Here is a 24985-nt window from a genome sequence, read left to right on the forward strand (position 1 = left end):
CAAACAGACTTGCTGATCTGTCCGACAAGTTCCGGACCGCAATTTGCGGCCCGGTGGGCGGCGTTCGCGCTTTTGCTTTCCCAGTTGAAGAAAACCCGCAACAGGAGTGAAGAAAAATGAGTATCCAGAATCGACGCACGTGGATCGCGATGGCGATCGTGATCGTCCTCGGCGCCGGCGTCGCCACCTCCATGCTGCGGCCGTGGCATGGCGGCGAGGCGCATGCCAATACGCCGCCGCCGGCCCCGACCATCGAAGTGGCGAGCGTGGTCGGCAAGACCATTACCGAATGGGACGAGTTCTCCGGACGCATCGAAGCGGTTGACCGCGTGGAGATTCGTCCGCGCGTCTCGGGCACGATCGAAACCGTGCATTTCCGCGAAGGTTCGATCGTGAAGAAGGGCGACCCGCTGTTCACCATCGACCCGCGTCCTTATGCCGCCGAAGTGGCCAAGGCCGAAGCCGCGGTCGCCGCGGCCCAGGTGCGCGCTGCGCACGCGCAGACGGAAAAGGCCCGCGCCCAGCGCCTGCTCGACGACAATGCGATCTCGCGGCGCGAGTTCGACGAGCGCATCAACGCGGCCAGCGAGACCTCGGCCGACGTGCGCGGCGCGCAAGCTGCGCTGGAAGTGGCGAGGCTGAACCTGAGCTATACGCGCATCGTGGCGCCGGTCACGGGCAAGGTATCGCGCGCGGAAATCACGGTTGGCAACCTCGTTGCGGCCGGCACGGCGTCGCCGCCGTTGACCACGGTGGTATCGGTGTCGCCGGTATACGCCAGCTTCGAAGTGGACGAGCAAAGCTACCTGCGCTACACCGCGCCCGGCGCCGGCGGCGGAAAGAATGGCCTGCCGGTATTCCTGGGGCTGGCCAACGAGGACGGCAATCCGCATGAGGGCAAGATCCATTCGGTCGACAACCGGCTTGATACCCGCAGCGGCACCATCCGCGTGCGTGCCGTGTTCGACAACGAGGACGGCCGCCTGCTGCCGGGACTGTATGCGAAGGTCAAGCTGGGTGGCGGCGCCCCGCACGATGCCGTGCTGATCAACGACCGCGCCATCGGCACCGACCAGGGCAAGAAGTTCGTGCTGGTGCTCGACCAGGCCAACAAGCTGGCGTATCGCGAAGTGGACCTCGGGCCGACCTATGAAGGGCTGCGCGTGATCCGCAAGGGCCTGAAGCCGGGCGAGAGCGTCGTCGTGAACGGCCTGCAGCGTGTGCGCCCAGGCGATACGGTGGCGCCGAAGCCGGTGTCGATGGCGTTCCGCAGCGAGCTGGAGCCGCGGGCTTCCGCGCCTGACCGCAAGCAGGCGTCCGCCGAGGCAGAAGGCAAGCCAGTGAGCTAAGCAGGCCGGGAAGTCCCCCGCTACAAACAGTCCCTCGCATTCGCTTCCCCTGATGTGAATGGCGCCCGCCACAGCGGGCCGCCAGGGGGGCTTCTTGCCCAAAAACAGGCCGAGAACCAAGATGAATCTCTCGAAATTCTTTATCGACCGCCCCATCTTCGCGGGCGTGCTGTCGGTGCTGATCTTCCTGATCGGCGCCATCTCGATGTTCAAGCTGCCGATTTCGGAGTACCCGGAAGTGGTGCCGCCCTCGGTCGTGGTGCGCGCGCAGTTCCCCGGCGCCAACCCGAAGGTGATCGCCGAGACCGTGGCCACGCCGCTCGAAGAGCAGATCAACGGCGTCGAGGACATGCTGTATATGAACTCGCAGGCCAACAGCGACGGCTCGCTCACGCTGACCGTGACCTTCAAGCTGGGCACCGACCCGGACAAGGCGCAGCAGCTCGTGCAGAACCGCGTGTCGCAGGCCGAGCCGCGCCTGCCGGAAGACGTGCGCCGCCTGGGCATCACCACGGTCAAGAGTTCGCCGGACCTGACCATGGTGGTCCACCTGGTCTCGCCGAACGACCGCTACGACATGACCTACCTGCGCAACTACGCGCTGATCAACGTGAAGGACCGCCTGGCGCGGATCCAGGGCGTGGGCCAGGTGCAGATGTTCGGCTCGGGCGACTATTCCATGCGCGTCTGGCTGAACCCGGAGAAGATCGCCGAGCGCAACCTGTCGGCGTCGGACGTGGTCAAGGCCATTCGCGAGCAGAACGTGCAGGTGGCGGCGGGCGTGATCGGCCAGTCGCCGACACTGCCCGGCACCGACCTGCAACTGTCGGTGAACGCGCAGGGACGCCTGCAGACCGTGGAGGAGTTTGGCGACATCATCGTCAAGACTTCGCCCGATGGCGTGGTGACGTACCTGAAGGACATCGCCCGCATCGAACTCGGCGCCTCGGAATACGCGCTGCGTTCGCTGCTGGACAACAAGTCCGCGGTGGCGATCCCGATCTTCCAGGCCCCTGGCTCGAACGCAATCCAGATCTCGAACGATGTGCGCAAGACCATGGAGGAGCTGAAGCAAAACATGCCGGAAGGCGTGGACTACAGCATCGTCTATGACCCGACGCAGTTCGTGCGCCACAGCATCGAGGCCGTGGTCCATACGCTGTTCGAGGCCATCCTGCTCGTGGTGCTGGTGGTGATCCTGTTCCTGCAGACGTGGCGCGCATCGCTCATCCCGCTGCTGGCGGTGCCGGTGTCAATCGTCGGCACGTTCGGCCTGATGCATGCATTCGGCTTCTCGATCAACGCGCTGAGCCTGTTCGGGCTGGTGCTGGCAATCGGCATCGTGGTCGACGACGCGATCGTGGTCGTGGAGAACGTCGAGCGTAACATCGAGGAAGGGCTGTCGCCGAAAGAGGCAACGTACAAGGCCATGCGTGAAGTCAGCGGCCCGATCATCGCCATCGCGCTGACGCTGATCGCCGTGTTCGTGCCGCTGGCGTTTATGACCGGCCTGACGGGCCAGTTCTACAAGCAGTTCGCACTGACGATCTCGATCTCGACGATCATCTCGGCCTTCAACTCGCTGACGCTGTCGCCGGCACTGTCCGCGCTGCTGCTGCGGGGCCACGACGCGCCCAAGGACTGGCTCACGCGCGGCATGGACAAGGTGTTCGGCGGCTTCTTCGCGCGCTTCAACCGCTTCTTCGGCCGCAGCTCCGACAGCTATGGCCGCGGCGTGAAGGGCGTGATCCGCCGCAAAGGCTCGGTCTTCGGCGTGTATGCGGTGATGCTGGTGGCCACCTGGGGCGTGTTCCAGATGGTGCCGAAGGGCTTCGTGCCGGCGCAGGACAAGCAGTACCTGGTCAGCTTCGCCAAGCTGCCGGATGGCGCCACGCTGGACCGGACCGAGGATGTGATCCGCCGCATGTCGGACATCGCGCTCAAGCATCCGGGCGTGGAATCCGCGGTGGCGTTCCCGGGCCTGTCGATCAATGGCTTCACCAACAGCCCCAGCGCCGGCATCGTCTTTGTCACGCTGGACCCGTTCGAAAAGCGCAAGAGCAAGGCGCTGTCTGGCGGCGCGATCGCCGCGGACCTGAACAAGCAGTACGGCTCGATCCAGGACGCGTTTATCGCCGTGTTCCCGCCGCCGCCGGTGCAGGGGCTGGGCACGATCGGCGGCTTCAAGATGATGATCGAGGACCGTGCCGCACTGGGCTATGACGCGTTGTTCGAGGCCACCAATGCCTTCATGGGCAAGGCACGCGCCACGCCTGAACTGGCCGGCATCTTCAGCAACTACCAGGTCAATGTGCCGCAGCTCGACGTCCAGCTCGACCGCACCAAGGCCAAGCAGCTTGGCGTGCCGGTCACCGACGTGTTCGAGACGCTGCAGACCTATCTCGGCTCGGCCTACGTGAACGACTTCAACAAGTTCGGCCGCACGTACCAGGTCAAGGTGCAGGCGGACGCGCAGTTCCGCCAGCATGCCGAGGACATCCTGCAGCTCAAGGCGCGCAGCACGAGTGGCGAGATGGTGCCGCTGTCGTCGCTGGTCAAGGTGAAGCAGGGCTTCGGCCCGGACAGCGTGAGCCGCTACAACGGCTTTACCGCGGCCGACATGAACGGCGGCCCGGCCCCGGGCTTCTCGTCGGGCCAGGCGCAGGCCGCGGCGGAGCGGATTGCCGCCGAGACGCTGCCGAAGGGCATCGGCTTCGAGTGGACCGAACTGACGTACCAGGACATCCTGGCCGGCAACGCGGGCGTGTGGATCTTCCCGCTGTGCGTGCTGCTGGTGTTCCTGGTGCTGGCCGCCCAGTATGAAAGCCTGACGCTGCCGCTGGCGGTGATCCTGATCGTGCCGATGAGCCTGCTGGCCGCCATGACGGGCGTGTGGCTCACGCGTGGGGACAACAACATCTTCACGCAGATCGGCTTCATCGTGCTGGTCGGCTTGTCGGCGAAGAACGCGATCCTGATCGTGGAGTTCGCCCGCGAGCTGGAGCACCACGGCCGCACCGTGGTGCAGGCCGCGATCGAAGCCAGCCGGCTGCGCCTGCGCCCGATCCTGATGACCTCGTTCGCGTTCATCATGGGTGTGGTGCCGCTGGTGGTGTCGACCGGCGCCGGCTCCGAAATGCGCCACGCGATGGGCGTTGCCGTGTTCGCCGGCATGCTTGGCGTGACCTTCTTCGGGCTGTTCCTGACGCCGGTGTTCTATGTCGCGCTGCGCCTGCTGGCCACGCGCAAGCAGCGCCGCGAAGCCCTGGAAAACAGTGCATCGGCCTCGCACGCCGTGCCGTCCGCAGAGTGATGGTGATCGATATGAATAACGTGATGACGCAATACCTGCCAAGGTTGGCAACACTGGCCGCAGCGCTGGTGCTGGCGGGCTGCTCGCTGGCGCCGACCTACAAGGTGCCCGAGACGCCCACCGCCGCGACCTTCAAGGAGGCCGATGCCGCGGCCACTGAAGGCGCGCAGTGGAAGACCGCGGCGCCGGCCGAAGGCCAGCATCGCGGCGACTGGTGGAAGATCTTCGGCGATGCCGAACTGGACCGGCTGATTGAAGCGGCCAACACCTACAACCAGGATCTTGCCGCCGCGGCGGCGCGGCTCAAGCAGGCGCGCGCGTTCACCGGCGCCACGGAAGCGGACCTGTATCCGCAACTGAGCGTGGGCCTGGACCCGACCCGCGCGCAACCGTCGGCGGCATCGCAGGGGCTGCCGGACGGGACCCGTGTCGCACCGCAAACCGTGCTCAAGGCCCGTGCATTCGCCAGCTACGAGCTGGACCTGTTTGGCCGCGTGGCCAGCAGCGTCAACGCGGCGCGCGCCGAAGAGCAGGGCGCCGAGGACCTGTATCGCTCGGTGCAGCTCGCACTGCAGGCCGATACGGCGCAGGCGTATTTCGCGCTGCGTACGCTCGACAGCGAACGCGAACTGCTCAACGCTACAATCCAATTGCGTGAAGATGCGCTGTCGTTGCTGCGCAAGCGCTACCAGGCGGGCGAGACGACGGACCTGGACCCAGCCCGCGCCGAAGCCGAACTCGGCACGGCGCGCGCCGACCTGGCCGGCGTCGAGCGCCGCCGCGCCAACCAGGAGCATGCGCTGGCCGTGCTGACCGGCGCGTCGCCGTCGCAGTTCGGCCTGGCCGCGAAGCCGTTCGACACCGCACCAGTGGCCGTGCCCGCGGGGCTGCCGTCGGAACTGCTCGAACGCCGTCCCGATATCGCGGCGGCGGAGCGGCAGATGTCGGCGGCCAATGCCCGCATCGGCATCGCGAAGGCTGCGTTCTTCCCGCGCATTTCGCTGACGGCGCTGTTCGGCTTCGAGTCGGCGGACCTGTCGAACCTGTTCAAGTGGTCGTCGCGCACGTGGGCGCTCGGACCGCTCGTGGGCTCGACGATCGCGCAAACGGTGTTTGACGGTGGCCGCAACAGCGCCAACCTGGCCGGCGCGCGTGCCGGGCATGAGGAAAGCGTCGCGCGCTACCGGCAGACCGTGCTGGTGGCGTTCCGGGAAGTTGAAGACAGCCTGGCCGATGTCCGCTGGCTCAGCCAGCAATCCACGGCGCTCGACGGCGCACTGGCTGGCGCAAGGCGGGCCCAGCGTATTTCGCGCAGCCGTTATGACGCGGGTGCGGTGGACTACCTGACGGTCATCGACGCCGACCGGACGGTGCTGCAATCGCAACGCGACGCCAACGCCGTGGCTGGATTGCGGGCCGCGGCCACGGTGGCGCTGGTGCGCAGCCTGGGCGGAGGATGGGGGCCCGTTCCGGCATCCGAAGCGGTGGCTTCCGCGCGCTGACAGCGGCGGTCGTCCCGGAGGCGGCGGGGTGGCGCGATGCAATCGGTTCACTACACTGAAAGCAATGCGCCACGCCACCGAACGTGCGTGGGCCTCACGCCTCCATGCGACGACACAAGACGCTGTTCTGGATCCTGATTGCAGCCGCCACGGGCGCTGCGGCATTGTTCGTGCCACTGCCGTGGGCCGACACCACGCGCATTCGCAATGAGGTCGTGATTGCGCGGCCGCCGGCGGCGGTGTTCGACTACGTGTCCACGCCGGGCAACTGGCCGGCGTGGCACCCGTCTTCGCTGGGCGTGGCGGGTGCCACCGATCACTCGCTGCGACCCGGCGAGCGCGTGACCGAGACCTTCGTGGTGGCGGGACGCAGCGGCGTGGTGGTGTGGACCGTGACGAAGAGCGATCCGCCCCGGGCGTGGCGGATCGAAGGCGAGATCGCTGGACGCAAGGCCGGCACGGTTGCCTATACGCTGACCCCGGCCCTGACGCCTTCGCTCACGCCGAGCGAGGAAAGCACGCGCTTCGAGCGGGAATTCAGCTACCAGTCGCCCACCTTGCTGTTCGTCCTGCTCAACCGCCTGATGCTGCGCCCGCGCATCGAGGCGGAATCGGCGGAAGCCGTGAGGCGGCTCAAGGCAAAGCTCGAAGCCTCGCGTTGACCGGGCGCCACGCGCCTTGCGCCGCGCCAGGATCCGCACTAAGTTGAAATTACCCTCCTAGCCGGCCGCGGCCGGCCGCAGTCCGCAGGGATCACATTGCCGGCTCCGTTGCGCGGCTGGCTGGTGGTCTGCGGTGCGGCGTGACGTGATGACGTGGTGACGTGGTGACCCGAAAACGCCAAATGAGAACCCTCCATCTTCCGATGCATGCCGCACAGGTACGCGCTGTGAGCCTGGCACTGGCGGCGGCGCTGGCCTTGTGTGCAGCCACGGCGTTGCGGGCCCAGCCGCAGGAAACCGGATCGATCACCGTGGGCGGATCAGCGCATGTGCGCGGGCCGGTGACCGTGCACGGCACGCTGATCGTCGCGGGACGGGTGCATGCGCGCGGCCCGCTGTCCGCCGCCTTTTTTTCCGGCCCCGCCACGGTGCGGGGGCTGCCCTATGCGGCGGGCTATCTCAAGGTCTTCAACGGACCGCTGACGGTGCATGGCAACCTCGTGATCAAGGGCGACCTCAATGTCGACGGGCCCATTTCCGTCGATGGCCCGCTGGAAGCGAACGGCGGCATTGAAGCGGATGGCCCGATGCAGGAGCGCGAGTACGCACGCTGACGCGCGCGCATGGCCACGGCAGTGGTGTCCGGGGCGGCCCGTATTGCACAATACAGGCCTCGGATCACAACCCACCCCGGAGCCACGTCATGGCGAAGCAGGACATATTCGGCCTCAGGACCATTGCGCTGTTCGAAGCGGCCAAAGGCGCGCTGGTGATCGTGGCTGGCCTGGGTCTGGTAGCGTTTCTCCACCGTGATGCGCAGGCGCTGGCCGAATCGATCATCATGCGGCTGCACGTCAACCCGGCCAGCCGCTACCCGACGATTTTCCTGGCCTTGCTGTCGCACCCGAGCGATGCGCGCCTGTGGGCCATCGGCGGCTCGGCTGCGGTGTACGCGCTGATGCGCTTTGCCGAAGCGTGGGGACTGTGGCACCGGCTGGCCTGGGGCAATTGGCTGGGCGTGTTTTCCGGCGGCATCTACCTGCCCCTGGAACTCTACGAAGCGCTCGTGCATCCGACCTGGATACATGCAGGCCTGGCTGTGGCGAACCTGCTGGTTGTGCTGTACCTCGTCAAGGGACTGGCGCGCCACGAAGTCCAATCCTGACAGCCGAAGGCCGGGGAACAAGCCGGTCCAGGCCAAAGAGCGGGCTTCCGAAGACGCCCGCTCTTTCATTGCGACGCCGAGATGCCGCGCGTGTCAGGCCGGAACCTGCGCACCCGTTGCGGCGGTCTCCTTCGCATGGAGGCCCCTTGCCGTGGCCACGTGCGCCGCCAGTACCGGGCGCAGGACCATCATGGCCAGGCACGCGGCGGTGAGGTCCATGGCGGCGACCGTGTAAAGCACGGTTGACCACGTGCCGGTGGCCTCCATCAGGAGGTTGCCGATCGGGACGAACAGCGCGCCGATGCCCTTGGCCGTGTAGAGCACGCCGTAGATCTTGCCGATGTGCTTGGTGCCGAACGCATCGCCGGCCAGCGCCGAGAACAGCGAATACACCTCGCCCCAGGCCAGGAACACTACGCCGGACAGGATCAGGAACGCATACGGATTGCTGCCGAAGTACCCGAGCGCGATGATGCCCAGGCCCTCCAGCGTGAACGCGATGACCATAGTCTTCTCGCGGCCGATATTGTCGGAGACCCAGCCGAACAGCGGACGCGAAATGCCGTTCATGATGCGGTCCAGCATCAGTGCGAGCGGTAGTGCGGCCATTACGAAGAAGTGCAGGTCGACCTTGAACTCCTTCACGCCGAGGTCCTTCGCGATGACGCCGAGCTGCGCGACGGCCATCATGCCGCCGGTGACAACCAGCACGAACATCACCAGCATCAGCCAGAACAGCTTCGTGCTCATGGCTTCCTTGAGCGTGTAGTCGCGCGTGGCCTGGACCAGCTTCTGCGACGCCCTGACTTCATTGGCCTTGGGCGAGCGCAGGAACCATGCCGCGACAAAGGCGAGCGATCCTTGCAGGATGCCGAAGAACAGGAAGGTGGGCTGGAAGCCGGACGACTCGATCATCGCCGCGATCGGGAGAATCGTTGCCGCGGAGCCCGCGCCATAGCCGCCTGCCGTCAGGCCCACGGCGAGGCCGCGACGATCCGGGAACCACTTGAGCGCATTGTTGATGCAGGTCGCGTAGATCGAGCCAACGCCAAGACCGCCGACGGCCGCGCCGATGTAGAACCCCATCAACGTGGTGGCCTGTGAATTGATGATCCACGCCGCGCCGATGAAGATCGCGCCGAACGCGACCATCATGCGCGGGCCGAACTTGTCGATGAAGTAGCCCTCGATCGGCGCGAGCCAGGTCTGGACCAGCACGAGCACCGTAAAGGCAATCTGGATGCTGGCGCGGGACCAGCCATAGGTCTCCTGGATCTCCGGGACAAACAGCGTCCACGCGTACTGGATGTTCGCCGTGGCGATCATGCAGACGACGCCGACCAACAGCTGCATCCAGCGCGTACGTTCGGAACCCTGCTGCGGGCGCAGGGCTGCTGCCGAGGGATTATTCATTGCGCGCTCCTGGCATCGGTTGATTCAGGTTGATTCAGGCGGTTCAATGGCGCGGGTCTGCATCGGCAGGCGGAATTCCGGGGTCTGGCGTGGGTCGCTGTCATTTTCATGTCTCCTGTTCCATCGGCTTATCGGTTTGGGTATTTCTGCATTTTCAGGACGTGAAAATACCCTGGCTCTCCGGTATATGTTCCGGCTGCCGAAAATGGATAAAAAGGGATTTTTCAGATCGACCGATCTGGTTTCGGATAAGTGGCTGGATCAATGTCTGTTCGTACCTCCGAAAAATTGCTTGCTTATCGCCAGATGACAGAATTGTCATGTTTCCCTTGTGCCGGAGCGCCTGGCGCCAGGCATTGGGATACACAGTATGTGATATATCATGTAAGTCAAGGTAAAAGAGACATCCATGTGTTTATATGAATGTATTTATTAGGAGATGTTATGGAAAAGGCGATTGAAGCGTGTCCGGAATGAGCCGCTGCGCAAAAAAAAGCCCGCAGGCTGGGCAAGCGGGCTGAGGCGCGTGTCCGACTCCACCACGAATCGGCGACACGTATTGCGCGGATGGAAATATAAAGCTGTGATGCGGTTCGATTGATTATTGGATTATATTTTTGTGAAGTTGTATTGGGGTTTTCTCTTGGTATTTCGGCGATCGGCTCTCACATGGACCGGCGGCGCAGCGCCGGTATGACGAGCGCCGTACTGGCGGCGAGCACGATGGCCAGCAGCGCGGCGGCGCCGACACTGCCGCCGCCGCCTTCGGGCTCGGCTACGGCATTGGCGCCTCCGCCCTGGGCGGGTGCGTTGTCGGGCGCGGACTCGCGCCAGGACAGGTCCACCAGCACCGGGTCATGGTCGGACGCACGCCAGGCATCCGGCGCGTAGTAGCGCTGCTGCTGGGCAGCGCTGCGATATGCTTGCGCATAGGCAAAGGCCGCGGGTTCGTCGGCATTGACATGCCAGATGCTGACGCTCCGGATGCGCCTGGCAAGGGCAGCGTCGGCCAGCGCGTAGTCGAGGTAGCCCGCCTGTCCATCGAATACATAGGTGTAGGCGTCGCGTCCGGCCAGCCTTGCCACCATGTCTTCGTATCCCTCTTTTGCCAGCAGTCGGATCGGCTCTTCCCGGGCGTAGCTGTTGAGGTCGCCGATCACCAGCGTGCCTTCGGCAGCGACGCCGGTCGGCGCGGTCTTGAGCCAGCCGGCCAGCGTCCGGGCCGCGCGCGAGCGGGCCGCGTTCCAGCAGCCCTGGCCGTCGGCCTGGTCGCGCTCGGGTCCCTCGGCATCCGCGCAGCTCTTGGACTTGAGGTGGTTGACCGCGACGGTGAATGACCGCGAGGGATTGCCGACTGGCGCGAATGTCTGCGCGAGCGGTTGCCGGCTGCGTGCTTCCAGCACTGTGGTCGCCGGTGTGCCAAGCGGCATCACGGTGCGCCGGTGATAGAGCAGCGCGACCGAGATGGCATCCAGGCCAAGCCTTGGCGTGCCGGGTTCGACGGCGCGCCAGTCCGGGCCTAGTTGGGACGCAAGGCGCTGCACGGCGCTACGCGGACCAAAGCCGTTGTTCTCCACTTCCATCAGGCCGATCACGTCTGCGTCGAACGCGCGCAGTGCCGCGAGCAGCTTGGCTTCCTGTCGCGCGAAGTCGGCCGCGTTGCGTGCGCCACGGTTGTCGGGCGCATCGAAGCCGCCGCCCTGGCCATTGCCGTTGAAGTAGTTGAGCACGTTGAACGCGGCGACGCGCACGTCGGTGCCGGCGGCGCGTGTGGGGGCGGGCTGGCGTGGATTGGCGGAAGTGAACCGGATCGGCGCCGCACCGGGCACAGGCTGCACGCGCCAGTTGCCGTAGCGTTTCTCCAGCACGCCGCGCAGGCCGTTGACGGTGTCGCCGGCACGCACCGGGTTTGCGGCGCTCAGTGCCGGCGCGGGGTAAGGAACGGTCGCGGGGTTCTGCTGGATGGACCCATCGTCGAGCACCAGCCGGTTCAAGGCATTGTCTCCCGCAGCCTGCGCGGCACCTTCACGCGGCGCGGCGACTGCGGTGGGAATGTGCAGGCGCCCGTGTCCGAGCAGCAGGCTGCCATAGCGGCCCAGGTCATGCGTGTCGTTGACGGTCAGCGTTTGCGGCACGGTGACCAGCATCCCCTCGAGCGCCCTCGGTGACATGTCGTTGGGGAAGGGCAGCGCGAGACTGGCCGGCGTGACCGAGCGCCCGGAAGCGCAGACCGATGGCAAGCCCGACAAGGCCAGTTGGGTCTGTCCGTAGCGCTCCTCCACGGTGCCGGCCAGCCGCAACAGGTCGCCGGCGCGTGCAGCGTAGCGCGGCGCGTAGACGAACAGGCCCTCGGATACGCCCGCTCGATGCTGTCGCTGCGCGTCGGCCTGCTGGACAAAGAAGCCCATGAACCCATCGGGACCGCTGTAGTCGGCCGTGACCACCGCCTCGATCTCCACCAGCTTGCCCGCCAGCGGGGAAGTGGCCGATGCCGCCCGCACGTCGGCAATGAAGGTGGACGGCGCACCGCATGGCGCGGCAGCAGCAAGGGCAAAGGTGGCGTGGCCGGCGAAAAACAGTCCGGCCTTCATGGCATTCAGCGGTTTCATCGACATGGCGGTTCCTCACGGATTCAACGGAAGCCGCGATGCTACGGTGCGCGAGTAACGAAAGGATTGCGGCCACACGACCCGCGCGCTTGATCGTGCTAAGGTAGTGTCATCCCGCCGGCACGCGTCGGCAGCCCCCCAACCACACACAGGGACATCATGATCAAGGAAATCGCGCAAATCACCGTCAAGCCTGGCAGCGAAAGCCAGTTCGAGGAGGGCGTTGGCAAGGCCAGGCCGCTGTTCCTGCGTTCGCGCGGTTGCCATGGCGTGCAGTTGTTCCGCTCGATCGAGCAGCCGCAGCAATACACGCTCGTGGTCGAATGGGAAACGGTCGAAAACCACATGGTGCATTTCCGCGAAGCGCCTGAATTCCAGGAGTGGCGCGCTCTCGTCAGCGACTGCTTCGCGGCGCCGCCGCAAGTCGGCCACGTATCCAAGGTTCTCTGAGCCGGCCCCCGATGCCCACGCCTCAGGAGCGGCCCCGCCATTTCTCCATGCTGCGCGAGCTGCAGCTTGCGGACGTGTTCACGCTGGGCAATGCGGCCTGCGGGATGGCATCGGTGTTCTTCGCCATGTTCTACGTGGCCACGCCGACGCCGTCGCATTTCCTCACGGCGGCCGCGCTGGCGCCGCTGGCCTTCATCTTCGACGTGCTGGACGGGCGCATCGCGCGCTGGCGGCACCAGCATTCGGCGCTCGGGCGCGAGCTGGATTCGCTGGCCGACATCATCTCGTTCGGCGTCGGCCCGGCCACGCTGGCGTTTGCCGCCGGCATGCGCGGCGGCTGGGACCTGGCGGTGCTGATCTTCTTTGTCTGCTGCGGCGTCAGCCGGCTCGCGCGTTTCAACGTCACCGCGGAAACGCTGTCGGCCGGCAGCGACAAGGTCAAGTATTTCGAAGGCACGCCGATTCCCACCAGTGTGCTGCTGACCGGCGTGCTGGCCTGGTGCGCCGCGCAGCAACGCCTCGACGTGGCGCTGCCCGGCGGTTCATGGACCATCGGCCCGGCGGACTTGCACCCGCTGGTGCTGCTGTTCGCGCTGTCGGGGTCGCTGATGGTCAGCAAGACCCTGAGGATCCCCAAGTTCTGACGCTGTGGCGCGCCGCGCTCAGCCGTTAGCGGCTTGCGGCGCGGCCGCATTGCCTGATGTCGCGGCACGCCTGGCGAACAGTGCCAGCAGCGCCGCGACGAAGCACGCTGCGCCCGCGGCATACAGCGCCGGCGTATAGGTCAGCAGCAGGGTACGGCTCAGGCCCGCGCCGAACGCCGCGGTGGCCGCGCCGATCTGGTGGGCGGCAAAGATCCAGCCGAAAACCATCGGCGCACGGTCGCGGCCGAAAGCGGTGGCGGCCAGCTTGACCGTGGGCGGTACGGTGGCGATCCAGTCCAGTCCGTAGAACATCGCGAAGATCGACAGGCCGTACAGCGTGAAGGTTGAATGCGGCAGCCAGAGCAGTGACAGGCCGCGCAGCCCGTAGTACCAGAACAGCAGCTTGCGGCTGTCATAGCGGTCCGACAGCCAGCCGGACAGGATGGTGCCGACAAAGTCGAACGCGCCCATCATGGCCAGCGCCGAGGCGGCCGGCACGGGGCCCATGCCGAAGTCTCCGCAGAGCGCGATGAAGTGGGTCTGGATCAACCCGTTGGTGGACAGGCCGCAGATGAAGAAGGTGCCGGCCAGCACCCAGAACGCCTGGTTGCGCATGGCCTCGCGCAGCACGACGAAGGGGCCGCGCAGCGTGAGCGGGGCGGGCGGTGCGGCAGGGGCAACGGCGACCGCGGCGGGCACCTCCCCGAATGCGGCCAGACCGACGTCGGCGGGGCGGTTGCGCATGAGCGCGGACACCAGCACGGCCAGTACCGCGCAGCCAACCAGCACCGGCAGCACGGCCACGCGCCAGCCCATGTGTTCGATCAGCCAGGCGGCGGCCGGCAGGAACGCGAGCTGGCCGGTTGCCGAGCTGGCCGTGAGCAGGCCGATCACCAGACCGCGCCGCGCGCTGAACCAGCGATTGGCCACGACGGCCGCCAGCACCAGCGCGGTCATGCCGGAGCCGATGCCGAGCATCACGCCCCATGCCAGGAACAACTGCCACAATTGTGTGACGACGGTGGCCAGCGCCATGCCGCCGGCAATCAGCGCCAGCGCTGCGCAGACTACGTTGCGCACGCCAAAGCGCTCCATCAGGATCGCCGAGAATGGGGCCATCAATCCGAACAGCGCGAAACGGAAGGCCAGGATCGATGAAATCTGGTCCGTGTTCCATCCCATTTCGCGCGTCAGCGGCTTGAGGAAGGCACCGGGCAAGCCAAGCGCGGCGGACGTGGTCAACATGACAAGGAAGGTGACGGCGGCGATGAGCCACGCATAGTGGATGCCGCGCCGGTCGAGCCGGCTGGAAATTGCCTGGGCGAACATGGGGTTTCTCTCTGTCAGGGGCGCTTGCCGGCGCCCGGGGTGCCTCGGCCCATCGGCGTTCTGGCGGGGGCGCGGAGAACGGTGATTCGGGTCGTTCCGGAAGGGCTGGCGGTTAGCTGGAGGACGGCCCGAGCAGCCGTTGACGGACGGCATCCAGGATGTTGTCCGACAGGGTGTCGCCTTTCACGGCGCGCGCCAGCGTGACCGCACCGACCAGCATGGCCATGCGAATCAGCGCTTCCTGGCGGCGCGTGTCCGCGTTGTCGCTGGCCACGGTCGATTCCATGTCCTTGACCAGGGAGCGGAATCCCTCCAGGTAAGCCCGCCGTACCGGCTTGTCCGCCGGCTCCCTTGCCACGTCGCTGGCCAGCGCCGCGGCCGCGCAGCCGTGGCCGGGATCGGCGCAATGGGCCTGCGTCAGGTACGGCTCGATCAGGCTGGCCAGAATGGTTTGCGGGTCGCCGGCGGCACGCTCGATCCGGCGTTCCCAGCGCGCGGCCGATTCCTCGAACGCGCGTTTGCAAGCTTGCGCCGCGAGGGCGTCCTTCGATGCGAAATGCCCATAGAAGCCGCCATGCGTCAGCCCCGCGCCCGCCATCAGTTCGGCCACGCTGACCCCATTGAGCCCCCGTTCGCGGAACAGCCGCGCCGACGCCTGTTCAATGGCCTCCCGATTCTTGTCGACCTGTTCCCGTGATGCGCGCGCCATCTGAAGACCCTCGAAAATTGATGTTTGACGCAGTTTAGATGATGGTCATAATTTGTTCAATAAATGTTGATGGTAATTTAAGTCGATGTGAGTGGCTCGAAATGTGCATACATATGAAGCCGTCTTCAGCGCGTTGAAGGGATTTCCCGTATTGTCTCGGTTGATCCGTGCCGGGCAGAGCCCGGCCGCAACCCGACTCGCGCCGTGTCCAGTCCCGCTCCTCTCCAAACTGCCTCAACCCCGGCGCCAGCCGCCATGGGCTCGCCTGCCATGACTGCTCGCGAGCGCCGCGGCATGGCGGCCATCATGATCGCCGTGGCGCTGGCCACGCTGGACACGGCGATTGCCAATACCGCGCTGCCTTCCATTGCCGCGGACCTGAACGCGACGCCCGCGGCATCGGTCTGGGTCATCAACGCCTACCAGCTCGCGATGGTGGCCACGCTGCTGCCGTTCGCGGCGCTGGGCGGCATTCTCGGGCACCGGCGCGTCTATATCGGCGGCGTGACGCTGTTCATTGCGGCCTCCGTGGTCTGCGCACTGGCTTGGTCGCTGCCATCGCTGGCGGCGGCGCGTGTGCTGCAGGGCATCGGGGCCAGCGCGATCATGAGCGTCAATACCGCGCTGATCAGCGCGATCTTCCCGATCCAGCGGCTGGGCCGAGGGGTCGGGCTGAATGCGCTCGTGGTCGGGGTGTCATTCGCGCTCGGGCCGACCGTGGCTTCGGTGATCCTGTCCTTCGGCACGTGGCCGTGGCTGTTTGCCGTCAATCTTCCGATCGGCCTGCTGGCGCTTGGTATCGCGCGTGGCGCGCTGCCGCAGACGCCGCGCAGCCGGCACGGGTTCGACCGCGTGGCCGCGCTGCTGAACGTGGTGGCATTCGCCGCGCTGATCTTCGCGCTGGGCGAGGGCGCCCAGCGTGCGCCGCTGGCGGAGTCGCTGGCCGCGGCGGCGATCTTTGTCGTGGCGTTCGGCCTGCTGCTGTGGCGCGAGCGCGGCCACCCCGCACCGATGCTGCCGGTCGACCTGTTCCGCCGGCCGATGTTCGCGCTGTCGACGCTGACCGCGATCTGTTCGTTTGCGGCGCAGGGGCTGGCCTTTGTTTCGTTGCCGTTCTATTTCCAGCACGTGCTCGGGCGCGGCCAGGTGGAAACCGGATTCCTGCTGACGCCGTGGTCCGTGGTGGTGGCGCTGATGGCCCCGATTGCCGGCCGGCTTTCCGATCGCTATCCGCCGGGTCTGCTGGGCGCCGTCGGGCTTGCCGTGATGAGCGCGGGCATGGCGTCGCTGGCCTTGATGCCGGCCAATCCGAGTTCGCTGGAGATCGGCCTCCGCATGTGCATCTGCGGCGCGGGCTTCGGCTTCTTCCAGTCGCCGAACCTCAAGGCACTGATGGCCAGCGCCCCGCGTGAGCGCAGCGGTGGCGCCAGCGGCGTGATCGCGACCGCACGGCTGCTGGGCCAGTCCACGGGCGCTGCGCTTGTGGCGCTCAGCTTCGGCCTTGCGGGCGACCATGGGCCGGGACTCGCCCTGGCGCTGGGCGCCGGGTTTGCAGGCGTCGCGGCCATTGCCAGCGGCCTGCGGCTGGCGATGCCCGCGGTCAAGCATTGACTGGCTGAGCTGCAAGCCCTGAACGGCGGCGGCAAGCGGCAAAGTCGCCGTCGGCCTAGAATCACCCATTCCACTGCAGGCATCCTCTTCACGCGGCGCGACCACGCGTCGTGCGCAGATCCGCAAGACAAGGTATCCCCATGAGCCATCTGTTCGATCCTCTCGATATCGGCAAGCTGAGCCTGTCCAACCGCATCATCATTGCGCCGATGTGCCAGTACTCGGCGCAGGACGGCAATGCCGGCGACTGGCACATGATTCACCTCGGCTCACTGGCCGTGTCCGGCGCGGGGATGCTGATCCTCGAAGCCACGGCGGTATCGCCGGAAGGCCGTATCACCGCGGGGGACCTGGGCCTCTACGATGACGGCAACGAGGCAGCGCTGGGGCGCGTACTGGGAGCCGTGCGCGCGCACTCGCCCATTGCCGTGGCGATCCAGCTCGCGCACGCCGGGCGCAAGGCGTCGAGCCAGCGGCCGTGGGAGGGCGGCAAGCAGGTCCGGCCCGACGCGCCCGAGGGGTGGCAAACCGTGGCGCCGTCGTCCGTGCCACATGCGCAGGACGAAGTGCCGCCGACCGCGCTGGACCGCGCGGGCATGGTCAAGGTGCGCGATGATTTCGTCGCGGCCGCGGTGCGTGCGGTGCGGCTCGGCATCCAGGGCATCGAGATCCATGGGGCGCACGGCTACCTCTTGCACCAGTTCCTGTCGCCGCTGGCCAATCATCGCGATGACGCGTACGGCGGCAGCCTGGAAAACCGCATGCGTTTCCCGATCGAGGTCTTTGACGCCGTGCGTGCGGCCGTGCCCGCGGACGTTCCCGTGTGGATGCGCATATCCGCCACGGACTGGGTGCCGGGCGGCTGGGATATCGACGGTACGGTGGCGCTGTCGAAGGTGCTCAAGACGCGCGGCTGTGCGGCCATCCATGTCACCACAGGTGGCGTGTCGCCAGCGCAGGCGATCAAGCTGGGGCCGGGCTACCAGGTGCCCTACGCCCAGCGCGTGAAGGCCGAGGTGGGCCTGCCCACCATCGCCGTGGGCCTGATCACGGAACCCGAGCAAGCCGAGGCCATCATCAACGGCAACGAGGCCGATGCGGTGTCGCTGGCCCGCGCGATGCTGTACGACCCGCGCTGGCCGTGGCATGCCGCCGCCAGGCTGGGCGCGAGCGTGGCGGCGCCCAAGCAGTACTGGCGCTCGCAGCCACGTGAACTGAAAGACCTGTTTTCGGACGCAAGCTTCGGCCAGCGCTGAGCCATCTCCATTCGAAGCCGAAATAGGAAGAGGAGGCCCCATGAAACCCCGTGTCACTCTGATTACGCTCGGCGTCGATGACCTGGAGCGCTCGCTGCGCTTCTATCGCGACGGGCTGGGCCTGCCGACCGAGGGCATTATCGGCACGCAGTTCGAGCATGGCGCGGTGGCTTTCTTCGACCTGCAGCCCGGCCTCAAGCTGGCCATCTGGCCACGCGCGAGCCTCGCCCACGACACCGGCCTGCCGCTGTCCGTCCGAGCTGCGGCGGGCGCTTCCCTGGCGCACAACGTTGGCAGCCAGGGCGAGGCCGACGCGGTGATGCTGCAGGCAGCAGCAGCCGGCGCCACCATCGTCAAGCCGGCGCAGGCGACCTTCTGGGGCGGCTACGCCGGCTATTTCGCGGACCCGGACGGCCATCTCTGGGAGATCGCGTGGAACCCGCAGATGCTGCCGGCAGACTGATCGCGGGCGAAAGTGCGGGGCACGGCGCAAGACCGGTGCGCGCACTATAGTGGTAGCGGATCCTACGCGGGGCATAGACGGAGGGAAGGCACCATGAAGGCTGGCAAGACATCGCTCGGGCGGGCGCGCCGACTCGCCGAGGCGGCTCTGGCGGGGGCTGTGCTTATCGGCCTGGCCCCGGCCTCGCACGCGCAGTTGGGTGACGTGCTCAAGAACCCCATGGGTGGCGGCGGCGCGGAAAGCGCGGCCGGCGCACTGGGCGGACTGGGGAGCGGCCTTTCGCTGCAATCGCTTTCCTCGGGTAGTCTGGGCAACGTTACCGGGCTGCTCGACTTCTGCATCAAGAACAACTACCTGGGCGCGGGCGGGGCGGATTCGGTCAAGGACAAGCTGATGGACAAGCTTGGCGGGCCGTCCAAGGCCTCGACCGATAGCGGCTATGGCAACGGCACGAGAGGCATTCTCCAGGACGGCCACGGCAAGACACTGGACATCAGCGGCAGTGGCCTGAAGGCGAAGGCCACCGAACAGGTATGCGAGAAGATACTTTCGCAGGGCAAGTCGTTCCTGTGATTTTGCGCATCGCACCAACGATTTACCTTATTTCGCAGGGATTTCCATGATTGCCACTTGGCTTTGAAGTGGCAATCATGGACCGCAACAGACAGCAAGGCATTGCGCCAGGGCGTCCCCCAAGAAGCAGCCTGGCGGCAGCACGATGTAGACCCATAAAAACATCCGGGGCAAGACCCTACGGGAGACATCCATGCAAGTCTATGACGGCCTCTTGTACCTGACCGCGATGGTGCTGGTGTGCTTGTACGTCTATCTTGGCGTACTCACACGGAGCACTGCGCTTCGGCTGGGATCCCCGGCCATCGTCGCTGTGCTGGTCCTCGCGTATTCCATATCGCCGATGCACGCCGCGGGATAAGTCCGCGCAGCGCGTTCGCAGTGGGCGGCCGGCATGGATCGCTGATCGCCCAGCATCAGGGAGCGCCTCGTCGATGGCAGCCGCCATGCGACGAGCCTTTCTGCTGACTTCATCAACGGCGGCGCTGCCAGCCATCATCGCGGGAACCCCACAGAACAATCGCCATCAGCGCGTAGTCCCGCACCCATGCACGCTTCGCAATAATTCACTTGCCTCACCCAGAACCACCGCGCCCCCGCTAGCAAATTCGCTCTCCGCGCCCTCAGGCATTCCCCGATCCGCCCGGCAAATCGTCGGATACGACGAGTAACCCTCACCGGACCCTGTCCAGAATTTTTCCGACACCCGCGCTTTGGCCCGGGTCCATGGACAAGAAATCGGAGACAAGAGCGAATGAGTGCAACCTATCAACGGGGCCGGGCATGGGTCGTTACCGTGCTGCTGTTCCTGTTCGTCGTGGTCAATTTCCTGGACAAGATCAGCGTCGGCCTCCTTGCCGGCCCGATGATGGACGAACTGGGCCTGACGCCGACCCAGTTCGGGGTGGTCGCCAGCAGCTTCTTCTGGCTGTTCGCCGTGGCCGGCGTGGCAGGCGGCTTTGTGGCCAACCGCGTGTCCTGCACCGTGCTGCTATTGCTGATGGCCATCGCCTGGTCGGTGTTCCAGCTGCCACTGGCGTGGTCGTCGAGCCTGGCGGTGCTGATCGCCGCGCGCGTGCTGCTGGGCATTGCCGAGGGACCGTCCACGGCCATTGCCATTCACGCGGCCTACAAGTGGTTTCCCGATGATCGCCGCACGCTGCCCGTGGCCTTCTTTACGCAAGGCGGCGCCACCGGCCTGATCCTGGCCGGCATCACCATCCCTTACGTCACGGCGCATTGGGGCTGGCGCGCCAACTTCTACGTGCTGGCCGCGCTGGGCGCCGCCTGGACCGTGCTGTGGCTATTGTTCGGCGGCGAGGGCAAGGTCGACCAGCCTTCGGCCGACACCGCGGGCCATCCGCGCGCGCCTTACCGCGCCTTGCTGGGCGACGCCACGGTGCTGGGCTGCTTCCTGCTGCGCTTTGTCGCGTACTGGAGCCTGGCGCTGTCGCTGACGTGGTTCGCCGCTTACCTGCAGCGCGGACTTGGCTTCGATCATGCCACCTCGGGCCGGTTGTTCGCGGTGATCATCGCGGTGAACATGCCGGTGACGCTCGGCGTGGCATGGTGGTCGCAGCGCATGCTGCACCGAGGCATACCGTCGCGCATCGCCAGAGGCCGCCTGGCCGCGCTGATGCTCGTGGGCGCCGGGGTCTGCCTGGCCGCGCTGTTGTCGCCCGGCCTGCTCACCTGGCAGCGCGTGGCGCTGCTGGCGGCAAGCTGCGCGCTGGCGCCGTCGATCTATTCGCTGGGCCCGGCGATGCTGGCCGAGGTCTGCCCGCCGGCACAGCGCGGCGCGCTGCTGTCGATCGACGCTTCGATCTCGTCGATCGCCGGCATCCTGGCGCCGCTGGTGACGGGCTACCTGGTGCAGAACGCCACCGGCGCGCATGGCTACGAGACGGGCTTCGCGGTGTGCGGCGTACTGATGATCGTGGGCGGCTTTGCCGGTGCGGCCATGATCAACCCGGAGCGCTCGAAGCTGCGGATGGCCGGCTTGCAGCAGCATGCGACCGCGGCTGCGGCCGCGCATCCGGCGCACGCATAGTGTTGGAAGAGGCGCCGCGCGGACGTCGGCCCCTATGCCAGGGCTCGCGGGCGCCGACGCCGCGCCGATATACTTCAGGCTCCGCCGGGCCGTGGCGCCCGCTAATCTCCGGAGCAATTCACGATGATGCCTGCCGCATCGAGCTGGTTCGCCTGGGCCGCGCTGTCCGCGGTGTTCGCGGCCCTGACCGCGATCTTCGCCAAGGTAGGCTTGTCCGGCATCGATTCCGACATGGCCACGCTGGTGCGCGTGGTCATCATCTTCGTGGTGCTGGCCGCGTTCGTGGCGGCTACCGGCAAGTGGATGGACCCGTCGACGTTCTCGGCCCGGAACTGGATCTTCCTCACGCTGTCGGGCCTGGCGACCGGCGCCTCCTGGGTCTGCTACTTCCGTGCGCTGAAGATTGGCGATGCCTCCAAGGTGGCCCCCGTCGACAAGTTCAGCCTGGTGCTGGTGGCACTGTTCGCGGTGCTGTTCCTGGGCGAACGGCCTGCCCCGCGTGAATGGCTCGGCATCGGCCTGGTCGCCGCCGGCGTGATCGTGCTCAGCCTGCGGCGATAACCGCGCCTGCGCAACGGCGAAGGCCCTTCAACCGTTTGTGCGAAGCCAGGCCGCAGCGGGAACCGGCCAGCCGGGCCAGGCGGAGGCGTCGGGACGCCGGTGGTCGGACTTGCCGGGCAGCAATTGCGCCAGCTCCACGCCAAACAGATTGGCGCACGCGTTCGCGAATGCCGCGGCGGAGCGCAGGCCCGACTGGGTGGCAAGCAAATCGAGCCGGGGGGGCGTGGGGTCAGGCCTGGCCTCGGACAGCGCCAGCAGGTAGAACGCCCGCGCCGCGCGCTGCTCGCGCACTAGCGGATGCAGCGCTTCGCCTTCGGCAAACAGGCGCGCACGGACCAGCCGCTGTGCGACTTGCCAGTCTTCGCCGAGCCGCGCGGCGTTCCAGTTGACGGCCGGCTGTTCGAATACCAGCCGAGCAAGCGCGCGGGACCAGTGCTTGTCATGATGGATCGCATTCATGCGCGGGCAGACCGCATCGGGCACGGCCTCGAACGTCATGGCGCATGCCTGGCCCGGGGGGGATTGCAACTCGCAGTCGAAATATGCAAACGCAGGTACCACAAAGGGATCGCCAGGCCGCACGTCGCGCCGTGCATTGGCGTCGCGCAGCCGCGCCGCGCCCTGCTGGGTTTCCACGCGCACGGCGAACGGAAAGCGCAGGCGGGTAATGCGGACGGGGTTGCGGCTGACAATGGGCATGCGGGCAGTGGCTGGAGCGCAGCCGGTTACTGTCGCAGCATTCGACGGGCCGCGCAACTGTCGGCGCATGCCGCCCGATCGCCCGCTTACAGTTCGGACAGCCCGAAGTGACGCAGCCGTGGCAGGTCGGTCACGCGAATGGTCTGGTACGCCAGGTGCACCAGGCCCTCGTTGGCCAGCCGCCGCAACGCCTGGTTGACCCGCTGGCGCGACAGGCCGGTCAGCAGCCCGATTTCCTCCTGCGACAGTTCCAGCACGGGACTGGTGCGCGGATACAGGGACGGATGGAAAAGCTGCGCGATGGCCTGGGCCACGCGCGCATCGGCGCTGAGCAGGCGGTCGTTCTGCACGGTGGCAATGAACTGCCCCATGCGCTCGTTGAGCTGCGTGACCACGAAACTCGAGAATGGCAGGCTCTGGGCGAGCAAGGTGTTGAACACGGGCTCGGGCACCAGCAGCACGCGCGAATCGCGGATGGCGATCACGTCATAGCGGCGCAGCTCGCGCTTGATCACGCTGCCTTCGCCGCACCAGCCCCCCGCGGGCACGCCGGAAAACGTGCAGCCACGGCCGTCCGGCGTGTACACGGCCAGCTTGATCAACCCGCTGTCGACGCCGATCCAGTCGCGCGACGGTTCCCCGCGCCGGGCGATCAGGGCGCCGGCGGCGAATTCCTGCAGTATCGTGCTGCGCGCGGCCAGGGCCTGATGCTCCGGTGCAAGGGCATGGAACCAGGCATGGCCCGCCAGTGGCGAGGTGGGCGGGGAACAGTCGGATGCGGTCATCGAAGGCGGGTTGGGCAGTCAGGAAAGGAGGCCTTGCGTGACCATGGCCCGGGCCGTGTAAGAATCCTGTAAGCCTTGCCTGGCGCGGGTTTCCGGGCGATTTGTCATCCGGATGACAGACCCCGGGCGTGTGCGATGATAGCCTTGTGCACGAAAAAGTAACAGCGCCCCGGTACAGAAGAGTTCAGCGGAGACACAAGCAATGCCCACAGATTTCGACAGCGGCCTGGGCCGCAACGCGGCCAATTTCGTGCCGATTACCCCGATCGATTTCCTGGTCCGCGCGGCCGAGGTGTATGGCGACAGGCTGGCCATCGTGCACGGCCCGGTACGCCAGAACTGGCGCGACACCTACGCACGCGCGCGGCGCCTGGCCAGTGCGCTGGCGCGCGCCGGTGTCGGCAAGGGCGATACCGTGGCGGCGCTGCTGCCCAATACGCCGGCCATGGTCGAAGCGCACTTTGGCGTACCGATGGCGGGTGCCGTGCTGAACGCCCTGAATATCCGCCTCGACGCCGCCAACCTGGTGTTCATGCTGCGCCATGGCGAGGCACGCGTCCTGCTGGCCGATACGGAGTTCGCCGACCTGGCCCGGCAGGTGTCGCTGGAAATCCCGGGTTTGAAGGTCATCGCCGTGGAAGACGCGCTGGGGCCACAGGCCGAGCGCTTTGGCGATACCGATTACGAGTCCTTCCTCGCCTCCGGCGATCCGGATTACGCATGGACGATGCCGGCCGACGAGTGGGACGCCATTGCGCTGAACTACACCTCGGGCACGACCGGCGACCCCAAGGGCGTGGTGTACCACCACCGCGGCGCGGCCATGAACGCGATCTCGAACATCCTCGAGTGGGACCTGCCCAAGCACCCGGTCTACCTGTGGACGCTGCCGATGTTCCACTGCAACGGCTGGTGCTTCCCGTGGACCGTGGCCGCGCGCGCGGGCCTCAACGTCTGCCTGCGCAAGTTCGAGCCGCGCCTGGTATTCGACCTGATGCGCGAGGAGGGCGTGACGCACTACTGCGCTGCGCCGATCGTGCACACCGCACTCGTCAATGCGCCGCCGTCGTGGCGCGAAGGCCTGCGCGGTCCCGTGCGCGGCATGGTGGCCGGCGCACCGCCGCCTGCCGCGGTGCTGGCGCAGATGGAAGCGATGGGCTTCGCGCTGACCCATGTGTATGGCCTGACCGAGGTGTACGGCCCGGCCGCGGTATGCGCGGAGCAGGACGACTGGAGCAGCCTTTCGCAGGAAGAGCGTGCCGTGAAGAAGGCCCGGCAGGGCGTGCGCTACCACCTGCAGTCCGGCGTGGCGGTGCTCGATCCGGATTCGATGCAGCCGGTGCCGGCCGATGGCGAGACCATCGGCGAGATCATGTTCCGCGGCAACATTTGCATGAAAGGCTACCTCAAGAACGAGAAGGCCACGCGCGAGGCGTTCGCGGGCGGCTGGTTCCACACCGGGGATCTCGGCGTATGCATGCCGGACGGCTACATCAAGATCAAGGATCGCAGCAAGGACATCATCATCTCGGGCGGGGAAAACATTTCCAGCGTCGAGGTGGAAGATGCGCTCTATCGTCATCCGGCCGTGCTGGCCGTGGCAGTGGTCGCGCAGCCCGATGCGAAGTGGGGCGAGACGCCTTGCGCGTTCGTGGAGTTGAAGGAGGGCGCCAGCGCAACCGCCGACGAACTGATGGCGCATTGCCGCACGCTGCTGGCGGGCTTCAAGGTGCCCAAGGCGGTGTACTTCGGTCCGCTGCCCAAGACCTCGACAGGCAAGATCCAGAAGTTCGAATTGCGCCGCAAGGTCAAGTCGGATGCCGCGATCGACGTCTGACACGG

22 protein-coding genes are annotated in these 24985 nt (G+C 66.6%); 16 read left to right on the forward strand and 6 right to left on the reverse strand.

Annotated elements, in window-relative coordinates:
- Nucleotides 1-116: 116 nt before the first annotated feature.
- From AC3FKG_RS18100 to AC3FKG_RS18125, 6 genes are all read left to right on the forward strand, one after another.
- A complete protein-coding gene (locus AC3FKG_RS18100; RefSeq protein WP_483714163.1) occupies nucleotides 117-1349 on the forward strand; it encodes an efflux RND transporter periplasmic adaptor subunit in 1233 nt (410 codons plus the stop codon).
- A 121-nt stretch (nucleotides 1350-1470) separates the two neighbouring features.
- The gene (locus AC3FKG_RS18105) at nucleotides 1471-4662 is read left to right on the forward strand and encodes an efflux RND transporter permease subunit (RefSeq protein WP_488743771.1); all 3192 of its coding nucleotides are present in this window, start codon (nucleotides 1471-1473) and stop codon (nucleotides 4660-4662) included.
- A gap of 11 nt (nucleotides 4663-4673) precedes the next feature.
- Nucleotides 4674-6164 (forward strand): efflux transporter outer membrane subunit, encoded by a 1491-nt coding sequence (locus tag AC3FKG_RS18110; protein WP_488743772.1) that lies wholly within the window; start codon nucleotides 4674-4676, stop codon nucleotides 6162-6164.
- Nucleotides 6165-6268: 104 nt separating this feature from the next.
- Nucleotides 6269-6826 (forward strand): SRPBCC family protein, encoded by a 558-nt coding sequence (locus AC3FKG_RS18115; protein ID WP_483714166.1) that lies wholly within the window; start codon nucleotides 6269-6271, stop codon nucleotides 6824-6826.
- Nucleotides 6827-7008: 182 nt separating this feature from the next.
- Nucleotides 7009-7440, forward strand: a complete 432-nt coding sequence (locus tag AC3FKG_RS18120; RefSeq protein ID WP_488743773.1) for a hypothetical protein — start codon at nucleotides 7009-7011, stop codon at nucleotides 7438-7440.
- An 89-nt stretch (nucleotides 7441-7529) separates the two neighbouring features.
- Complete coding sequence (locus AC3FKG_RS18125; protein ID WP_483714169.1) at nucleotides 7530-7991, forward strand: DUF2127 domain-containing protein; 462 nt, start codon at nucleotides 7530-7532, stop codon at nucleotides 7989-7991.
- Nucleotides 7992-8084: 93 nt separating this feature from the next.
- Here AC3FKG_RS18125 and oxlT read toward each other — a convergent pair whose 3' ends face one another.
- On the reverse strand, nucleotides 8085-9404 hold the full coding sequence (oxlT, locus tag AC3FKG_RS18130) for an oxalate/formate MFS antiporter (RefSeq protein ID WP_488743774.1): 1320 nt from the start codon (nucleotides 9402-9404) through the stop codon (nucleotides 8085-8087).
- Between the two features lie 665 nt (nucleotides 9405-10069).
- Nucleotides 10070-12019 carry an ExeM/NucH family extracellular endonuclease gene (locus tag AC3FKG_RS18135; RefSeq protein WP_488743775.1) on the reverse strand — a complete coding sequence of 650 codons (1950 nt, stop codon included), beginning with the start codon at nucleotides 12017-12019 and terminating at the stop codon, nucleotides 10070-10072.
- Between the two features lie 153 nt (nucleotides 12020-12172).
- Between AC3FKG_RS18135 and AC3FKG_RS18140 the strand changes: the two genes are divergently transcribed.
- Nucleotides 12173-12463 (forward strand): antibiotic biosynthesis monooxygenase family protein, encoded by a 291-nt coding sequence (locus tag AC3FKG_RS18140; RefSeq protein ID WP_483714173.1) that lies wholly within the window; start codon nucleotides 12173-12175, stop codon nucleotides 12461-12463.
- An 11-nt stretch (nucleotides 12464-12474) separates the two neighbouring features.
- The gene (locus AC3FKG_RS18145; RefSeq protein ID WP_488743776.1) at nucleotides 12475-13107 is read left to right on the forward strand and encodes a CDP-alcohol phosphatidyltransferase family protein; all 633 of its coding nucleotides are present in this window, start codon (nucleotides 12475-12477) and stop codon (nucleotides 13105-13107) included.
- Nucleotides 13108-13125: 18 nt separating this feature from the next.
- Here the strand turns inward: AC3FKG_RS18145 and AC3FKG_RS18150 are convergent, their stop codons facing one another.
- Nucleotides 13126-14436, reverse strand: a complete 1311-nt coding sequence (locus AC3FKG_RS18150) for an MFS transporter (protein WP_488743777.1) — start codon at nucleotides 14434-14436, stop codon at nucleotides 13126-13128.
- Between the two features lie 112 nt (nucleotides 14437-14548).
- Entirely contained in the window at nucleotides 14549-15145 is a 597-nt protein-coding gene (locus tag AC3FKG_RS18155) for a TetR/AcrR family transcriptional regulator (RefSeq protein WP_488743778.1), read from the reverse strand.
- Nucleotides 15146-15415: 270 nt separating this feature from the next.
- Between AC3FKG_RS18155 and AC3FKG_RS18160 the strand changes: the two genes are divergently transcribed.
- From AC3FKG_RS18160 to AC3FKG_RS18190, 7 genes are all read left to right on the forward strand, one after another.
- Nucleotides 15416-16756, forward strand: a complete 1341-nt coding sequence (locus tag AC3FKG_RS18160; protein WP_488743779.1) for an MFS transporter — start codon at nucleotides 15416-15418, stop codon at nucleotides 16754-16756.
- A 140-nt stretch (nucleotides 16757-16896) separates the two neighbouring features.
- Nucleotides 16897-18012 (forward strand): NADH:flavin oxidoreductase/NADH oxidase, encoded by a 1116-nt coding sequence (locus tag AC3FKG_RS18165; protein ID WP_483714178.1) that lies wholly within the window; start codon nucleotides 16897-16899, stop codon nucleotides 18010-18012.
- 40 nt (nucleotides 18013-18052) lie between these two features.
- Nucleotides 18053-18475, forward strand: a complete 423-nt coding sequence (locus AC3FKG_RS18170; RefSeq protein WP_488743780.1) for a VOC family protein — start codon at nucleotides 18053-18055, stop codon at nucleotides 18473-18475.
- A 93-nt stretch (nucleotides 18476-18568) separates the two neighbouring features.
- Entirely contained in the window at nucleotides 18569-19048 is a 480-nt protein-coding gene (locus AC3FKG_RS18175) for a DUF2501 domain-containing protein (protein ID WP_483714180.1), read from the forward strand.
- Nucleotides 19049-19241: 193 nt separating this feature from the next.
- The gene (locus tag AC3FKG_RS18180) at nucleotides 19242-19409 is read left to right on the forward strand and encodes a hypothetical protein (protein ID WP_483714181.1); all 168 of its coding nucleotides are present in this window, start codon (nucleotides 19242-19244) and stop codon (nucleotides 19407-19409) included.
- 393 nt (nucleotides 19410-19802) lie between these two features.
- Nucleotides 19803-21098, forward strand: a complete 1296-nt coding sequence (locus tag AC3FKG_RS18185; RefSeq protein ID WP_488743781.1) for an MFS transporter — start codon at nucleotides 19803-19805, stop codon at nucleotides 21096-21098.
- Between the two features lie 123 nt (nucleotides 21099-21221).
- Nucleotides 21222-21659, forward strand: coding sequence for an EamA family transporter (locus tag AC3FKG_RS18190; protein ID WP_483714184.1), 438 nt, complete (start codon nucleotides 21222-21224; stop codon nucleotides 21657-21659).
- Nucleotides 21660-21686: 27 nt separating this feature from the next.
- Here the strand turns inward: AC3FKG_RS18190 and AC3FKG_RS18195 are convergent, their stop codons facing one another.
- Nucleotides 21687-22358 (reverse strand): AraC family transcriptional regulator, encoded by a 672-nt coding sequence (locus AC3FKG_RS18195; RefSeq protein WP_488743782.1) that lies wholly within the window; start codon nucleotides 22356-22358, stop codon nucleotides 21687-21689.
- An 86-nt stretch (nucleotides 22359-22444) separates the two neighbouring features.
- Nucleotides 22445-23143, reverse strand: a complete 699-nt coding sequence (locus AC3FKG_RS18200; protein ID WP_483714186.1) for a Crp/Fnr family transcriptional regulator — start codon at nucleotides 23141-23143, stop codon at nucleotides 22445-22447.
- 202 nt (nucleotides 23144-23345) lie between these two features.
- Between AC3FKG_RS18200 and AC3FKG_RS18205 the strand changes: the two genes are divergently transcribed.
- Complete coding sequence (locus tag AC3FKG_RS18205; RefSeq protein WP_488743783.1) at nucleotides 23346-24980, forward strand: acyl-CoA synthetase; 1635 nt, start codon at nucleotides 23346-23348, stop codon at nucleotides 24978-24980.
- The last annotated feature ends 5 nt before the right edge of the window (nucleotides 24981-24985 follow it).

The organism is Cupriavidus sp. 22TCCZM04-2 (assembly GCF_057798895.1).

Bases quoted from the DNA above. Each gene is read 5' to 3' on its own strand.
- AC3FKG_RS18175 (WP_483714180.1), top strand. From the start codon at position 18,569: ATGAAGGCTGGCAAGACATCGCTCGGGCGGGCGCGCCGACTCGCCGAG.
- AC3FKG_RS18110 (WP_488743772.1), top strand. From the start codon at position 4,674: ATGAATAACGTGATGACGCAATACCTGCCAAGGTTGGCAACACTGGCC.
- AC3FKG_RS18200 (WP_483714186.1), bottom strand. From the start codon at position 23,143: ATGACCGCATCCGACTGTTCCCCGCCCACCTCGCCACTGGCGGGCCAT.
- AC3FKG_RS18160 (WP_488743779.1), top strand. From the start codon at position 15,416: ATGACTGCTCGCGAGCGCCGCGGCATGGCGGCCATCATGATCGCCGTG.
- AC3FKG_RS18125 (WP_483714169.1), top strand. From the start codon at position 7,530: ATGGCGAAGCAGGACATATTCGGCCTCAGGACCATTGCGCTGTTCGAA.
- AC3FKG_RS18180 (WP_483714181.1), top strand. From the start codon at position 19,242: ATGCAAGTCTATGACGGCCTCTTGTACCTGACCGCGATGGTGCTGGTG.
- AC3FKG_RS18190 (WP_483714184.1), top strand. From the start codon at position 21,222: ATGATGCCTGCCGCATCGAGCTGGTTCGCCTGGGCCGCGCTGTCCGCG.
- AC3FKG_RS18170 (WP_488743780.1), top strand. From the start codon at position 18,053: ATGAAACCCCGTGTCACTCTGATTACGCTCGGCGTCGATGACCTGGAG.
- AC3FKG_RS18185 (WP_488743781.1), top strand. From the start codon at position 19,803: ATGAGTGCAACCTATCAACGGGGCCGGGCATGGGTCGTTACCGTGCTG.
- AC3FKG_RS18165 (WP_483714178.1), top strand. From the start codon at position 16,897: ATGAGCCATCTGTTCGATCCTCTCGATATCGGCAAGCTGAGCCTGTCC.
- AC3FKG_RS18100 (WP_483714163.1), top strand. From the start codon at position 117: ATGAGTATCCAGAATCGACGCACGTGGATCGCGATGGCGATCGTGATC.
- AC3FKG_RS18150 (WP_488743777.1), bottom strand. From the start codon at position 14,436: ATGTTCGCCCAGGCAATTTCCAGCCGGCTCGACCGGCGCGGCATCCAC.
- AC3FKG_RS18140 (WP_483714173.1), top strand. From the start codon at position 12,173: ATGATCAAGGAAATCGCGCAAATCACCGTCAAGCCTGGCAGCGAAAGC.
- AC3FKG_RS18195 (WP_488743782.1), bottom strand. From the start codon at position 22,358: ATGCCCATTGTCAGCCGCAACCCCGTCCGCATTACCCGCCTGCGCTTT.
- AC3FKG_RS18205 (WP_488743783.1), top strand. From the start codon at position 23,346: ATGCCCACAGATTTCGACAGCGGCCTGGGCCGCAACGCGGCCAATTTC.
- AC3FKG_RS18155 (WP_488743778.1), bottom strand. From the start codon at position 15,145: ATGGCGCGCGCATCACGGGAACAGGTCGACAAGAATCGGGAGGCCATT.
- oxlT (WP_488743774.1), bottom strand. From the start codon at position 9,404: ATGAATAATCCCTCGGCAGCAGCCCTGCGCCCGCAGCAGGGTTCCGAA.
- AC3FKG_RS18135 (WP_488743775.1), bottom strand. From the start codon at position 12,019: ATGTCGATGAAACCGCTGAATGCCATGAAGGCCGGACTGTTTTTCGCC.
- AC3FKG_RS18105 (WP_488743771.1), top strand. From the start codon at position 1,471: ATGAATCTCTCGAAATTCTTTATCGACCGCCCCATCTTCGCGGGCGTG.
- AC3FKG_RS18120 (WP_488743773.1), top strand. From the start codon at position 7,009: ATGAGAACCCTCCATCTTCCGATGCATGCCGCACAGGTACGCGCTGTG.
- AC3FKG_RS18145 (WP_488743776.1), top strand. From the start codon at position 12,475: ATGCCCACGCCTCAGGAGCGGCCCCGCCATTTCTCCATGCTGCGCGAG.
- AC3FKG_RS18115 (WP_483714166.1), top strand. From the start codon at position 6,269: ATGCGACGACACAAGACGCTGTTCTGGATCCTGATTGCAGCCGCCACG.